Origin of the sequence: Pantoea sp. KPR_PJ (genome assembly GCF_041386365.1) — a bacterium.
Lineage (GTDB): Bacteria > Pseudomonadota > Gammaproteobacteria > Enterobacterales > Enterobacteriaceae > Pantoea.
This window is the reverse complement of the sequence record NZ_JABMIK010000004.1, coordinates 26499-40848: the sequence shown is the minus strand read 5'-3', so window position 1 is coordinate 40848 and position 14350 is coordinate 26499. Positions and strand designations below refer to the sequence as shown.

Sequence of the window (14350 nt, the reverse complement as noted above, 5' to 3'; positions counted from 1 at the left end):
CATGCATATACAGGCATAGTCAGGCCTGCATTCTGTGACTATTCTTTTAAACGTTCCGCACTGGCGCGCCCGTTGAGCACGCCCTCTTCATTGCTGCGCCTGTTGCGCCGCACCTGTCCTTATCATCACGACATACCGAACCAGGAGAAACCATGAACATTACGCACGCCTATGCCGCTCAGGACGCGAAATCCCGCCTGGCGCCGTTTGATTACACACCGCGTGAACTGCGCGCGCATGATGTAAAGATTGACGTGTTGTTCTGTGGCGTTTGCCACTCTGACCTGCATCAGGCCCGCAACGAGTGGAAAAATACCCTTTTTCCGGTCGTGCCGGGACATGAGATCGTGGGCCGCGTGACGGCCGTTGGCGATCATGCCAGCAAGTATCAGGTGGGCGATCTGGTAGGCGTCGGCTGTATGGTCGACTCCTGTCGTAGTTGTCCGAGCTGTCAGGAAGGGCTGGAGCAGTACTGTGAAGTGGGTTTTGTGGGCACCTATAACGGCCAGGATCGCGAAACCGGCGCCATTACCTACGGCGGTTACTCTACGGCCGTTGTCGTGGATGAGAACTTCGTGCTGCGCGTGCCGGAAAATCTCGATCTGGCAGGCGTTGCTCCCCTGCTTTGTGCGGGCATCACCACCTACTCGCCGCTGCGCCACTGGAACGTTGGCCCCGGCAAAAAAGTGGGGATCGTAGGTCTTGGCGGACTGGGACATATGGGCGTGAAAATCGCTCACGCGATGGGCGCACACGTTGTGTTGTTCACCACCTCCCCGTCAAAAATTGAAGATGGTAAGCGCCTGGGTGCCGATGAAGTGGTGATCTCTAAAGAGGCCGATCAGATGGCGCAGCATGCCAACAGCTTCGATTTCATTCTTAATACCGTGGCGGCGCAGCACGATCTCAATCCCTTTATCAGCCTGCTGAAGCGCGACGGTAATATGACGCTGGTCGGCGCGCCAGAACACGATCATCCGGCACCGCAGGTGTTTAACCTGATCCTCAAACGCCGCAGCATCGCTGGCTCGCTGATTGGCGGCATCGCCGAGACGCAGGAGATGCTCGATTTCTGTGGCAAGCACGGCATCACCTCTGATATCGAACTGATTGCGATGAATCAGATCAACGACGCTTACGAGCGTATGCTGAAAAGCGACGTAAAATATCGCTTCGTTATTGATATCAACACGCTGCGCGACGAAGCCGCCGCGTAACCCAGGCACGCGCGCGGCACGGTGTCGCGCGCCAGTATCACTGTCCTGCTGCGCGGGTGGCGTCTGCCTGCTGGCAGGAGGCGTCCACCAGATAGTAGATCTGTGAATCCTTCAGCGAGCCGTCGAGCAGAAGCGTGCTCCAGTGCGTTTTATTCAGGTGTTCGCTGGGAAACACATCGCTGTGTTCTTCACGCAGCAGCTCGGCCAGCGCAGGCGTACTCTTGAGCGAGACGGCCGGACGCCCCCTGACCTCATGCACCATTGCAAAAAGCACACCGTTACTTTTTATCTGTGTTGCCTTCCAGTCGCTGTGGACGCTCTGCTCCGCGCCCGGCTTGCTCATGCAGTAGGTCAGCAGATCTGACGTGTTCATTTCGACTCCCCTTGTAAAGTAGCCACGATGCGCCGTGCACCGCCGTGAATGCGATGTTCCCCTAACCAGATACCCTGCCAGGTGCCCAGCAGTACCTTGCCGCGCTGTACAGGCAGTAACAGCGAGACGCCCAGCGTAGAGGATTTGATATGGGCAGGCATATCATCACGTCCCTCATAATCATGCTGGTAAGGCGCATTTTCCGGGACATGGCGCATAAAATGATTTTCCATGTCGCTGCGCACCGTAGGATCGCAGTTTTCATTCAGCGTCAGCGAGGCTGAGGTGTGCTGCAACAGCAGGTGCAATAAACCGGTTTCCACCTGTGCCAGCGCTGGAATTTGACGGATAATCTCGTCCGTCACCAGATGAAACCCGCGCGATTTCTCGGCGAGCCTGATCGTTTGTTGATGCCACATGCCCTTTTCCTGAGTGAGTTACACCGTTTAAGTGTGCAATAAGTCGTAGAAAGGTAAACCTGAAGGCGAAAAAAAACCGTCAGCCTGAACTGACGGTTTACAGAGGGAAAGCGTGGGTGGCGGCGTGTGCGGCGATCCGACCCTTCAGCGGCCTGATGCTTACATCACAGCTGCAATTGCCTGCGCCACCTGATGCACGTTGCCGTCGTTAAGACCAGCAACGCAGATACGGCCGCTGCCAACCAGATAAATACCAAACTCTTCACGCAGGCGATCTACCTGCTGCGCGCTGAGGCCGGTGTAGCTAAACATTCCCCGCTGGTTGAGCAGATAGTTAAAGTTACGGCCAGGCAGTTCAGTGCTCAGCACGTCGACCAGCGTTTTACGCATCGCGATGATACGCAGGCGCATCGCTTCAACTTCTGCCAGCCAGTTCGCTTTCAGCGCGTCGTCGTTCAGTACGCGCGCCACCACCTGCGCGCCAAAGTTCGGCGGGCTGGAGTAGTTGCGGCGCACCGTGGCTTTCAGCTGGCCCAGCACGCGGCTTGCTTCCTCGGCGCTGTCGCAGACAATAGAGAGACCGCCAACGCGCTCACCATACAGCGAGAAGATTTTTGAGAAAGAGTTGCTGACCAGGGCTGGCAGGCCTGCCGCCGCAATGGCGCGGATCGCATAGGCATCCGCTTCCATGCCAGCACCAAAGCCCTGATAGGCGATGTCCAGGAACGGAATCAGCTCCTGCGCCTTCAGCACGTCAACGGTCTGATCCCACTGCGCGTCTGTCAGGTCTGCACCGGTCGGGTTGTGGCAGCAGGGGTGCAGCAGCACAATGCTCTGCTTCGGCAGGGTTTTCAGCGTAGCAAGGAAGGCGTCAAACTTCACGCCATTGCTCTCTGCGTCGTACCACGGATAGGTGTTTACCTCAAAGCCGGCACCGTTAAAGATCGCTATATGGTTATCCCAGGTCGGATCGCTGACCCAGACACCCGAGTTCGGAAAGTAGCGCTTCAGGAAATCTGCTCCCACTTTCAGCGCGCCGGAGCCGCCCAGCGTCTGAATGGACGCAATACGGCCCGCCGTCAGCATCGGATGTTCGGCACCAAACAGCAGCGGCGCAATGGCGCTGCGGTATGCGTTGAGGCCTTCCATCGGCAGGTAGAGCGATGCCTGCTGCGGCTCGGCTTTCAGCTGCTCTTCTGCGGCGGCGACCGCCTGGAGCTGAGGGATGATGCCCTCCTGATCGTAATAGAGGCCGATGCTGAGATTCACTTTATTTGTGCGCGGGTCCTGTTTAAAAGTTTCCATCAGCGACAGGATTGGATCGCCAGCATAGGCATCAACGTTTTGAAACACGGTGCAGATCTCCATGAGTGGTCGTAAAAATCAGAGGTATATGCAGCATTAAACCATGTACCGTCCGGGACGATGGTTCATGGCAATAATCAGGTTAAGGATCACAGCGCCCGCAATCGATGCCAGCAGCATCGTTCCGTTCACGACAAACAGCGATGCCAGCACGACACAGGTATCCACGGCCATTTGCAGTTTCCCGGCGCGCAGTCCCGTGCGATCCTGTAGCCACAGCGCCAGAATGTTGATCCCACCCAGGCTGGCTTTATGGCGAAACAACACTATAAACCCAATGCCCATGATCACGTTACCGAACAGTGTCGCATAAAAGGGATTCAGCGTGGAAAAGTGTACAAACAGGGGATGGAGATGGGTAAATAGCGAGACCAGCCCTACTGCGCAGAAGGTTTTCAGGGTAAATTCCCAGCCCATACGGCGCACCGCCAGCCAGTAAAACGGCAGGTTGATGAAGAAAAAGGCGCTACCAAAAGAGAGCGGAGAGAGATAGCTAATGAGAAAGGCGATACCCGCTGTACTGCCGGTCAGTGCGCCTGCCTGCTTGAGCATAATCACCCCAAAGGAGACCATCAGCGTGCCAAGCACGATGGCCAGTGCGTCTTCAACGCGGGAATGGGGTATGCGGGAGGGTGTTACGACGTTATCCATGGGAGCATCTCATTGCAGTCAAAGCCGGTGGGCAGATGCCGGTAAGATGCAAAAAACGCACCATGCCGTTGGCTTTCAGGAGCGTTCGGCAGGTGCCAGTGATTATCCAGTTGATAACTAAAGCGCTTTTATTGCCTGTTTTTGTACACGCCTTAACGTTAAATCGTCAAGCCATGCACAAATTCAGTTTCTGGTGCATATTTCTTGCATCAAACCCCGCTGGATTGCACCAAACAAGCACATCATGCACTTTTTTGGCGCATTCTGTGCTCGGGCACCATCATCAGGCCATTTTCTTTTAACCGCCCCAGCACTACAGAGGTTTTAACATGCGACACGCTCTGATGGCCGGCGACCAACTGGCTGATCAGCGCGCTCAGCGAGGCGAGATCGGCCACCGCGACTTTTAGCAGGTAGTCGGCGTCGCCTGTGGTTTTATAGGCATCGACAATCGCCTCTTCCTGCTCAACCATGCGGTGAAAGCTCTCGACATATTCGGCGGTATGATTAATCAGCCGCACTTCAATCAGTCCCACCATGCCCAGACCGATAGCATCCGGCGACAGGCGAGCGTGATAGCCAAGAATGAGATTGGCCTGTTCAAGATTGATACGTCGGCGCGAACACTGAGATGCGGAGAGACCCACCAGATCGCTCAGCTCCTGATTGGTCAGGCGGCCATTCGATTGTAATAACGTCAGAATTTTCAGGTCGTAATCATCTACGTGAGTCATGCTGCTTCCAGTGCTTAACGTTCGCTGTGGTACAGATAACCTGATTAACGACGGGGTTGTCCAACACTATTTTCTGATGATGCGAGGCGGCATGCACAGATTGTGCATGCCGGGAAGCGGGCTTATTCGTCGTCGTATGCCGGACCGGCATAGTTGTCAAAGCGTGACCACTGACCGTTAAACGTCAGGCGCACCGTCCCGATAGGACCGTTACGTTGTTTACCAAGAATAATTTCGGCGATCCCTTTCAGGTCGCTGTTCTCGTGATACACCTCGTCGCGGTAGATAAACATGATCAGGTCAGCATCCTGCTCGATAGAGCCTGACTCACGCAGGTCAGAGTTAACCGGACGTTTATCAGCGCGCTGCTCCAGCGAGCGGTTGAGCTGCGATAGCGCCACAACCGGCACGTTGAGTTCCTTCGCCAGCGCCTTGAGCGAGCGGGAGATCTCGGCAATCTCCAGCGTACGGTTGTCAGAAAGGGCCGGTACGCGCATCAGCTGCAGGTAGTCAATCATGATCATGCTCAGCCCGCCATTTTCGCGAAATACGCGGCGCGCACGCGAGCGGACCTCGGTCGGCGTCAGACCTGAAGAATCATCAATGTACATATTCTTCTTCTCCAGCAGGATACCCATGGTGCCGGAGATACGCGCCCAGTCTTCATCATCAAGCTGACCGGTACGAATGCGTGTCTGATCAACGCGCGACAGCGACGCCAGCATACGCATCATCAGCTGCTCGCTGGGCATCTCCAGGCTGAAAATCAGCACGGGCTTATCGTTCAGCATGGCGGCATTTTCACACAGGTTCATGGCGAAAGTGGTTTTACCCATTGACGGACGCGCTGCGACAATAATCAGATCTGACGGCTGCAGGCCGGCGGTCTTTTTATTCAGATCCTGATAGCCGGTGTCCACGCCGGTTACGCCGTCGTGCGGCGTCGATACCAGCGATTCAATGCGCGAAACCGTGGCTTCCAGCACTTCCTGAATGTTCTTCGGCCCTTCATCTTTGTTGGCGCGCGTTTCAGCGATTTTAAAGACGTTCGATTCTGCAAAATCGAGCAGCTCATCGCTGTTGCGGCCCTGAGGATCGTAACCGGCGTCGGCGATCTGATTGGCAACGGAGATCATCTCACGCACCACCGCGCGCTCGCGCACGATATCGGCATAGGCCCCGATGTTGGCTGCACTCGGCGTGTTCTTTGCCAGCTCGGCCAGGTAGGCGAATCCACCCGCCATCTCCAGCTCGCCGCGCGTCTCCAGCGACTCCGACAGCGTAATCAGGTCAATGGGCTGCCCCATCTCCAGCAGGCGCTGCATCTCCGAAAAAATCAGGCGGTGTGAACGGTTAAAGAAATCATCAGCCACGACGCGCTCGGAAACGTTGTCCCAGCGCTCGTTATCCAGCATCAACCCACCCAGCACCGACTGCTCCGCTTCAATCGAATGCGGCGGCATTTTAATACCTTCCAGCTGCCGGTCGGGCGTGTCGTTCGATTTGTTGGTGGGTTTATTTCCTGCCATAGTGAATGCAATACCGATCTTCTGAGGGGACGTGCCAGTATACCTTATGGCAGCGCGCCTCTCACGCCTCATATTGAACAATCACAGGAGTAAAAATGGCGAAGCGTATTCAGTTCACCGCGCAGGGCGGGCCTGAGGTATTGCAATGGGTTGACATCGATCTTGCCGATCCTGCTGAACGCGAAGTGCAGGTCGAAAACCGGGCTATTGGTATTAACTACATCGACACCTACGTGCGCAGTGGACTCTATCCCGTTGCCAGCCTGCCATCCGGTCTGGGTACCGAAGCAGCAGGCGTGGTAACACGGGTCGGCAGCGGCGTAACGCGCTTTAAGCCAGGCGACCGCGTGGTCTACTGTCAGGCCGCGCTGGGTGCCTACAGCGAACAGCATAATGTAGCTGAAGATCGCCTGATGTTGTTGCCCGATGCGATCAGCTTTGAACAGGCCGCAGCCAGCTTTCTGAAAGGCTTAACCGTTCACTATCTGCTACGCCAGACCTATAAGGTGAAGCCAGATGAAATCTTTCTGTTTCATGCAGCAGCGGGCGGCGTGGGTTTAATCGCCTGCCAGTGGGCAAAAGCACTCGGCGCGCACCTGATCGGCACGGTAGGGTCAGCAGAAAAAGCCACGCTGGCCAAATCAGCCGGAGCCTGGGCCACCATCAACTATCGGGAAGAGAACATTGCCGAGCGCGTTAGCGAGCTGACCCAGGGCAAAAAGGTTGCGGTGGTTTACGATTCGGTGGGTAAAGATACCTGGGAAGCGTCACTGGACTCCTTACGCCGTCAGGGGCTTATGGTGAGCTTCGGTAATGCTTCCGGGCCGGTTACCGGCATCGATCTGAGCGTGCTCAACCAGAAAGGTTCGCTGTTTGTTACCCGTCCCTCGCTCTACGGCTATATCACCAACCGCGAAGAGCTGGAACACGCCAGTAACGATCTCTTCTCGCTGCTGGCCAGCGGCGCGATCAAAGTCGAGGTGCCGGAACAGCAGAAATTCCCGCTGAAAGAGGCGGCTCGGGCACACCAGACGCTGGAAAGTCGCACGACACAAGGCTCAAGCCTGCTGATTCCTTGATCCCTGAATGCAAATGGGGCTTCCCGAAGGAAGCCCCTTTGCTTTTTTATCATTCGCGCTGGTGTAGGGACAGCGGCGATGAATACATGTCGACTCAACGCGATCATCCTGGCAGAAAACATAAGTAAAAAATATGTTTAATTGCAGAACAGGCATAAGCAATCTGTGACTCTGTGATCGCACCCGCAATTAATAGCCGCGGTGACGCTCTAACCGGCTGATTTTCCGACGCAGCTTACGCCGTGCACGTTCGCGACTGTCGCCGCAAAAGGCGCGATAAACCCAGGCCACTACCAGCGCCAGCACCAGCCACGGCAACAATTTAATTACCAGCGCAAATAGTCCGCCGATAAACATCACGACGGTGGCCACCACCAGCGCCGCCAGTACGCCCAGCAGCGAGACGCCGGTCACCAGCAGCATCAGAAAAAAGCCCAGCACAAATAAAATTTCCACGGTGTCACTCCTCTTAATCATTCTACAGCGCTGTTACAAGAAGCGTGCCATTTTTAATACCCTGAAATCCCTGAAAAAAATCACCGGCGTCATTTCATTTGTAGTGAAATTCACTGTTTTTTGGCGTAAAAAAAACCAGCCCGGAGGCTGGTTTTACTGTGCAAGTGCAATCCCTCAGGCTTCCTGGGGGATCTTGTCCGCCACCATAGCCAGCGCGGCTTCTACCACGCGCACGTCTGCGCCCGGCTTGTGGGCGTTCTCACTCAGGTGACGACGCCACTGTCGCGCTCCCGGAATTCCCTGGAACAGGCCGAGCATATGGCGCGTGATATGTCCGAGGTAGGTTCCCTTTGCCAGCTCCGCTTCGATATAAGGATACATGCTGCGCACAATGGCCACTGGATCGGCAACCGGCGTATCACGGCCAAACAGTTCGCGGTCAACCTGCGCCAGCAGACCCGGATTCTGATAGGCTTCGCGCCCCATCATCACGCCATCCAGATGTTGCAGATGCGTTTTAGCCTCTTCCAGCGTTTTTACGCCGCCGTTGATGGCCATCGTCAGCTGGGGAAAATCACGTTTCAGCTGATAAACGCGCGGATAGTCGAGTGGCGGGATCTCGCGGTTTTCTTTCGGACTCAGCCCGGAGAGCCAGGCTTTGCGCGCGTGAATGATAAAGGTGTCGCAGCCGCCGCGCTCTGCCACGGTGCCAACAAAATCAGTGAGAAAGGCATAGCTGTCCTGCTCATCAATGCCGATGCGGGTTTTCACCGTGACCGGGATCGAGACCACCTGACGCATTGCAGCAATACACTCCGCCACCAGCGCAGCCTCCGCCATCAGGCAGGCCCCGAAACGGCCATTCTGTACGCGGTCGGACGGACAGCCAACGTTAAGATTGACCTCGTCATAGCCGCGCGCTTCCGCCAGCTTTGCGCATTGCGCCAGCGCCGCCGGATCGCTGCCGCCCAGCTGTAGCGCAACCGGATGCTCCGCTTCGCTATAGGCCAGATAGTCGCCTTTACCGTGAATGATTGCGCCCGTTGTCACCATTTCGGTGTAGAGCAAAGTATCGCCCGTTAGCTGGCGATGAAAATAGCGACAGTGACGATCCGTCCAGTCGAGCATCGGCGCGATGGAAAAACGTTGCGAGGAGAAAGAGTTGCTCATGAAGCGCAGAAAATCCGTAAAAGGGTGATGATAATCTGCGCAAGGATAGCACACTAACAGCGTGCCGGGCGACTACAGGCCGCCCGGTTTATGTCAGAGGGCTAGCGATCAGAAATTAAACCCGAGCTGCATCATTGCACCCCAGGTATGGTTATCGCCCGCCGAGCCCGCCAGATCCAGATGTACCGCATTGTTAAACGGTGACAGACCGAAACCTGCAGTGAAGACATTTTCATCGTTGGATTTCATATCCGCGCGATAGCCAGCGCGCAGCGCCAGCCAGTCCAGCACGCGATACTCACCGCCGACGCCAGCATACTGGCTGCTCTCTTCCGATTTAAATCGCTTCGTCTCGGTCAAATCTACATCCAGTGCGGCCGTAAAAGGCCCCTCTTTCCATGCCAGTCCTGAGGTCACCAGCGGACGGATCTGATAGGTATCGCGATAGCCATTGATCTCTTTGGTCTGCAAATCGCGCGATACCAGGTTCTGTCCGGTAATACCCAGCGTCCAGTTTTCACCCAGGGGTGTGGCTAAACCAGCGTCGATGTTAAAACCGGTGTTGTCGTTGCGGTAGCGGCTACCGTTCAGATCGTTTTTATCGTAGTTGTAGATGCTGGCTGAATAGTTATAGAGCCAGGTTTTCTGAATCTTCGGTGTGACCCCCAGCGATACCGGATGTCCTGCCACGCTGAACTCATGCGCCACGGCGATACCATAGTCGGTCACCAGCGCCGCCAGCCCGTTTGCGCTGGAGCGCAAATTATTCTGGTCGCCCGGCAGAGGAATAATGGTGCCGTTCGCCACGCCGTCGAGATAGGTAATATCGCTCTGGGCAACATTAGCACGCAGGTGCACCGTTCCATATGCCTTGGTGATAAAGGCGAACGGCAGGGTGTCATTCGGGACGGTTACCGCCAGCGCGACCCCTGCTGTACCATTGGCTTTATTGCCGCGCAGATCGCGCAACTGGTTGGCGACATCCCGTGACGCCGATTTAAGCTGCGGATAGCCGTTAAGGAAATCGCGAAAGGTCAGGTTATCGATTACGCCACGATAGCGATCGACGGTATCACTGATATCGTCAACCTTATCCACCATTTTGTCTTTATCCGTGACCTGCAAACCCGCTGACGGAAAGATAATTCCGACGTTATCCTCTGAATGAGCGCGGGTCATCAGCGCCGGGTTCGCCAGCACGGCTGAGCTCCATGTAGAGGAGGCAACGCCGGTGCCACCCATGGCGTCATTGCGTGCATCATACCAGGTGCCCGCGGCTATCGCGGAGGAAGAAAGAAAAATTGCACTTAACGCAGCAGGATATAAAAGCGCAGAGCGCAGAGTGGGGTTGTTCGCCATTTGTCTGCCATCACCTTGATCAGGAAACATTCATCTTCGAAATTTGTGGTTAGCGCTATTGTGAATGGCATCTAACCGTTCATTGCTGTGAAGTAAGTTGGAACAGCGTTGTTATTCGCCTGATTGGATGATTTCTCTGCAAATCAGCGCTTTTATTATGTAGCGGGGTAGTCAAAAAAGGATATTAAGGCCAGTCCTTCCTTAAGAACCCATGAACATTAGTGCTTAACCTGGTGAGTTGTAAAGCAAAACGTCCATTTTGTTTCATTATGTCTCGATAATGTTGGCCCTGAGTAAACGTCCTGAAATAGCGCAACAGAAGTCATTTTCCTGTAACAACATGGTTTTGCTAAATAAACAGTCAAAAAAATGTCCGTCGCGGTAACCCCAGCGGAAGCACATTTAATGTGATAAAATAACATCTCGTTTTAAGCGGAGAATCACCATGTCGACAATGACGCCAGAGCAAATCATGACCCAGGCGGAAAAACTGTGTCTGCAGCGCGGCGTGCGCCTGACCACGCAGCGCGCAGAGGTATTACGTCTGATGGCTGCGCAACATGGATCGATTAGCGCTTATGACCTGCTGGACCGCCTCCGCGCAACGGAGCCACAGGCAAAGCCGCCAACGGTCTATCGTGCGCTGGATTTTTTGCTTGAGCAGGGCTTTATTCACCGGGTGGAATCCAACAACAGCTATGTGGTTTGTCATCACTTCGAGGCACCCGCCCATACCTCAGTTATGCTGGTATGCGATCGCTGTGCGGCAGTGACCGAAAAACAGGCGCAAGGTGTAGAAAAAATTATCGGCGATCTGGCAGGCGAAGCGCGCTTTGCGTTAAGGCATAGCGTGATTGAAGCGCATGGGCTCTGTGTAAGCTGTGCTGAAGTTGAGGCGTGTGTTCATCCAGATAGCTGCAACCACGACCATGAAAAAGAGGGGAAAAAGCGCGGAAAGCGGGGATAAAGAGCACATCCCTGTGCTGCTCTTTCACTCATCCTGAGTGAAGGGGATTACCAGCGGTAATCTTTGTTCTGGGTTTCCCAGTCGGAGACTTCTTTCTCAGCCTCGTCCTTCGCGTAACCGTAGCGTTCCTGGATTTTGCCGACAAGCTGGTCGCGTTTACCTTCGATTACCTGCATATCATCGTCGGTCAGCTTGCCCCATTTTTCTTTAAATTTACCTTTGAACTGCTTCCAGTTACCGCTCGCTTCGTCTTTATTCATTTTCAGACCTCCACGTCATCCTTAGTTTTACATACCACCGCGTAACGGCGGTACGACAATACAAAGCGCTGCTCTGTTGCGCTGTTGTAAGGTAATTGTAGTAGACGAATCGGCAACTGCCGGACAATTACAGATCATTACAGAATAATCTGTTAAAAATCAGCACCTGCTGGCGCTGCCGTCTGGCTAATCAGCTGGAAAACCAGCGGCTTAAGCGCCACTCCCGCCGCCAGATAAACCACAGTGAGATGCCGCGTAGCGCAAGGAAAACGGTTATTGCCAGCCATAAGCCGTGATTACCCAGCCAGGGCAGCGTCAGCAGCGTCAGGAAGTAACCCAGCGCGGCAACAGCCATACTGTTGCGCATTTCGCGCCCGCGCGTAGCGCCAATAAAGAGACCATCCAGCAGATAGCACCAGACGCCCGCCAGCGGCAGAATGATTTGCCAGACAAGATAGCGATCGACCTGCTGCCGTAGTGGCTCCAGCGAGGTAAGCAGCGCCACAACGGATTCACCACTCACCGCATAAATTAGCGCAAACGCCAGCGCCACACATCCCGCCTGACGACACGCCGCGTGCCACACCGCCAGCAGCTTTTCGCCATCACGCGCACCGTAGGCTTCGCCTGACACGGCTTCGACCGCATAGGCAAAGCCGTCAAGCGCATAGGCGGTAAACGTAATAAACATCAGCAATACGGCGTTAGTCGCGACGATCTCCGGCCCCAGACGCGCTCCCACCAGCGTTAGCGAGGCGAAGCAGAGCTGTAACAGCAGCGACCGCAGCATGATGTCGCGATTCAGGCGCAGCAGGCGGCTGATGTCGCCACGCCAGCTCTTCTGCAACATCGCCGGGGTGATACCGCGTATTTTCAGCACTCGCCATACCATCGCCAGTCCAACGGCCAGCGTGACATATTCTGCCACCGCCGTGGCGGTTGCTGCACCTGCCACGCCCCACTTCAGACCAGGCACCAGCCAGAGGTCGAGCAGAATGTTCACGCTGTTGCCCACCACCAGCAGAACAACCGGCGCACGCACATACTGCACGCCCAGCAGCCAGCCGAGAATAACCATGTTTGCCAGAGTTGCAGGCGCGCTGAGCCAGCGGATATGGATAAAGCGTGCGGCCTGCTCCAGCACCTGCGGATCGCCGCCCGCCAGCCGTCCTGCCAGGATACTGAGCGGATCGCGCAGCAGGATAAACAGCACACCAGCCAGCAGTGCCATTATCAGCGGCTGCGTCAGAGCGCGAGCGAGCGCCAGCGGATCGCGTGCGCCAAAGGCCTGAGCGGTAAGCCCTGTCGTGCTCATGCGCAGAAAAAGCAGCAGCATAAAGACGAAACTGGTTATTGTGGTGCCAATCGCCACGCCGCCGAGATAAATCGGACTATCGAGATGACCGATAACGGCGGTGTCTACCAGACCGAGCAGCGGCACGGTGATATTAGAAAGGATCATCGGCAGCGCCAGCCGCCAGAGGTGTCGATCGTGTGCAGTAAAGAGACGCATCAGCCGGTCCATGCCTGAAAACGCAGGAAAGATGAATGGGCTACCGGGGTGTTAGTAGCCCAGACCGCATACGCAGGGATTCGCGTTCAGACGCCCGACAGAGATCGGCCGGCATCTGAAACGCGCTGGTCAGAGCCACTCGCCGTTGCGTACCACGCCTACCGCCAGACCTTCAACGGTCAGCGACTGCGTGCGGGTGTCGACCACGATAGGTTCGAAGTCATTATTTTCTGGCAGCAGATGAACCACCGTGCCCTGCTTTTTCCAGCGTTTTACCGTGACTTCATCGTCGATGCGCGCCACCACGACCTGGCCATTGCGGACATCCTGAGTTTTGTGCACCGCCAGCAGGTCACCATCCATAATGCCAATATCTTTCATCGACATACCAGCAACGCGCAGCAGAAAATCAGCAGAAGGTTTGAACAGGTCAGGGTCAACTTTATAGTGCGTTTCGATATGTTCCTGCGCCAGCAATGGCTCACCGGCTGCGACGCGGCCAATCAACGGCAGGCCATTCGACTCTTCTTCTTCCATCAGCAGACGAATGCCGCGCGATGCGCCAGAGACAATCTCAATCACGCCTTTGCGCGCCAGCGCTTTCAGATGCTCTTCAGCGGCGTTCGGGGAACGGAACCCCAGCTGCGAGGCAATTTCCGCACGCGTTGGCGGCATGCCCGTCTGGTTAATATGGTCGCGAATCAGGTCATAAACCTGTTGCTGCCTGGTGGTTAATGCTTTCATCCCGCCCCCTGGTTGTTTATACAGTCGCTGTGAGTATATACAGGTATTGGCGAAATGAAAACCGAAACCCAGGGAAATAACAGGCATTTGGGCAATTATGGAAAGCCTACCGCAAATGCGACCAGAGCAGCGCGATCCAGACAAACATCGCCAGTATAATCGCCAGCAAAACGGCCGCGGAGCCCATGTCCTTCGCCCGTCCCGCCAGGGGATGGCGCTCCTGACCGATACGGTCAACCACGGCCTCAATGGCACTGTTAAGGATCTCAACAATGATGACCAGCACTACCGATCCAATCATCAGGATACGTGCAACGGTATCGACATCCAGCCAGCAGGCTACCAGAATAGCGACAATAGCAGCGGTCGCCTCCTGACGAAATGCGGCCTCATGCTGCCAGGCGGCGCGTAATCCTTGCCACGAGTAGCCAGCCGCTTTCACAATCCTGAGTAAGCCGGTGGTATTACTTGCCATTGCGAGGGAACCCTTTTAGTTGTTTAACGTCAATGTGTG

Annotated in this window: 16 protein-coding genes; 3 read left to right on the top strand and 13 right to left on the bottom strand. The window is 55.4% G+C overall.

Annotated features, from left to right (window positions below; all coding sequences use genetic code 11):
* Positions 1–152: 152 nt before the first annotated feature.
* Complete coding sequence (locus HP564_RS10715; protein WP_371242825.1) at positions 153–1217, top strand: NAD(P)-dependent alcohol dehydrogenase; 1065 nt, start codon at positions 153–155, stop codon at positions 1215–1217.
* A gap of 37 nt (positions 1218–1254) precedes the next feature.
* Here the strand turns inward: HP564_RS10715 and HP564_RS10710 are convergent, their stop codons facing one another.
* The 6 genes from HP564_RS10710 to dnaB all read right to left on the bottom strand — a co-directional run bounded on the left by HP564_RS10710 (position 1255) and on the right by dnaB (position 6288).
* Positions 1255–1590, bottom strand: a complete 336-nt coding sequence (locus tag HP564_RS10710) for an MmcQ/YjbR family DNA-binding protein (RefSeq protein ID WP_371242823.1) — start codon at positions 1588–1590, stop codon at positions 1255–1257.
* On the bottom strand, positions 1587–2009 hold the full coding sequence (locus HP564_RS10705; protein WP_371242821.1) for a secondary thiamine-phosphate synthase enzyme YjbQ: 423 nt from the start codon (positions 2007–2009) through the stop codon (positions 1587–1589). Before HP564_RS10705 ends, HP564_RS10710 begins: the two co-directional genes overlap by 4 nt.
* A gap of 159 nt (positions 2010–2168) precedes the next feature.
* The gene (locus HP564_RS10700; RefSeq protein WP_371242819.1) at positions 2169–3362 is read right to left on the bottom strand and encodes an amino acid aminotransferase; all 1194 of its coding nucleotides are present in this window, start codon (positions 3360–3362) and stop codon (positions 2169–2171) included.
* A 48-nt stretch (positions 3363–3410) separates the two neighbouring features.
* The gene (locus HP564_RS10695) at positions 3411–4025 is read right to left on the bottom strand and encodes a YitT family protein (RefSeq protein WP_371242817.1); all 615 of its coding nucleotides are present in this window, start codon (positions 4023–4025) and stop codon (positions 3411–3413) included.
* A gap of 242 nt (positions 4026–4267) precedes the next feature.
* A complete protein-coding gene (locus HP564_RS10690; protein ID WP_371242815.1) occupies positions 4268–4759 on the bottom strand; it encodes an Lrp/AsnC family transcriptional regulator in 492 nt (163 codons plus the stop codon).
* Positions 4760–4881: 122 nt separating this feature from the next.
* Positions 4882–6288, bottom strand: a complete 1407-nt coding sequence (dnaB, locus tag HP564_RS10685; RefSeq protein ID WP_371242813.1) for a replicative DNA helicase — start codon at positions 6286–6288, stop codon at positions 4882–4884.
* A gap of 95 nt (positions 6289–6383) precedes the next feature.
* Here dnaB and HP564_RS10680 point away from each other — a divergent pair, with 95 nt between their 5' ends.
* Positions 6384–7367 (top strand): quinone oxidoreductase, encoded by a 984-nt coding sequence (locus HP564_RS10680; protein WP_371242811.1) that lies wholly within the window; start codon positions 6384–6386, stop codon positions 7365–7367.
* A 189-nt stretch (positions 7368–7556) separates the two neighbouring features.
* Here HP564_RS10680 and pspG read toward each other — a convergent pair whose 3' ends face one another.
* The 3 genes from pspG to HP564_RS10665 form a co-directional block, all read right to left on the bottom strand.
* Entirely contained in the window at positions 7557–7823 is a 267-nt protein-coding gene (gene pspG, locus HP564_RS10675) for an envelope stress response protein PspG (protein WP_371242809.1), read from the bottom strand.
* Between the two features lie 174 nt (positions 7824–7997).
* The gene (dusA, locus tag HP564_RS10670) at positions 7998–8993 is read right to left on the bottom strand and encodes a tRNA dihydrouridine(20/20a) synthase DusA (protein ID WP_371242807.1); all 996 of its coding nucleotides are present in this window, start codon (positions 8991–8993) and stop codon (positions 7998–8000) included.
* 108 nt (positions 8994–9101) lie between these two features.
* On the bottom strand, positions 9102–10352 hold the full coding sequence (locus HP564_RS10665; protein ID WP_371242804.1) for a conjugal transfer protein TraF: 1251 nt from the start codon (positions 10350–10352) through the stop codon (positions 9102–9104).
* Between the two features lie 445 nt (positions 10353–10797).
* On the opposite strand from HP564_RS10665, the gene zur reads away from it, so the two are divergent.
* On the top strand, positions 10798–11319 hold the full coding sequence (gene zur / locus HP564_RS10660) for a zinc uptake transcriptional repressor Zur (protein WP_371242802.1): 522 nt from the start codon (positions 10798–10800) through the stop codon (positions 11317–11319).
* Between the two features lie 47 nt (positions 11320–11366).
* Here zur and HP564_RS10655 read toward each other — a convergent pair whose 3' ends face one another.
* From HP564_RS10655 to HP564_RS10640, 4 genes are all read right to left on the bottom strand, one after another.
* Complete coding sequence (locus HP564_RS10655; RefSeq protein WP_033749146.1) at positions 11367–11579, bottom strand: CsbD family protein; 213 nt, start codon at positions 11577–11579, stop codon at positions 11367–11369.
* Between the two features lie 190 nt (positions 11580–11769).
* Positions 11770–13092, bottom strand: coding sequence for an MATE family efflux transporter DinF (dinF, locus tag HP564_RS10650; RefSeq protein ID WP_371242800.1), 1323 nt, complete (start codon positions 13090–13092; stop codon positions 11770–11772).
* A gap of 129 nt (positions 13093–13221) precedes the next feature.
* The gene (gene lexA / locus HP564_RS10645; protein WP_371242798.1) at positions 13222–13836 is read right to left on the bottom strand and encodes a transcriptional repressor LexA; all 615 of its coding nucleotides are present in this window, start codon (positions 13834–13836) and stop codon (positions 13222–13224) included.
* A 106-nt stretch (positions 13837–13942) separates the two neighbouring features.
* Positions 13943–14311 (bottom strand): diacylglycerol kinase, encoded by a 369-nt coding sequence (locus HP564_RS10640; protein ID WP_371242796.1) that lies wholly within the window; start codon positions 14309–14311, stop codon positions 13943–13945.
* Between the last annotated feature and the right edge of the window lie 39 nt (positions 14312–14350).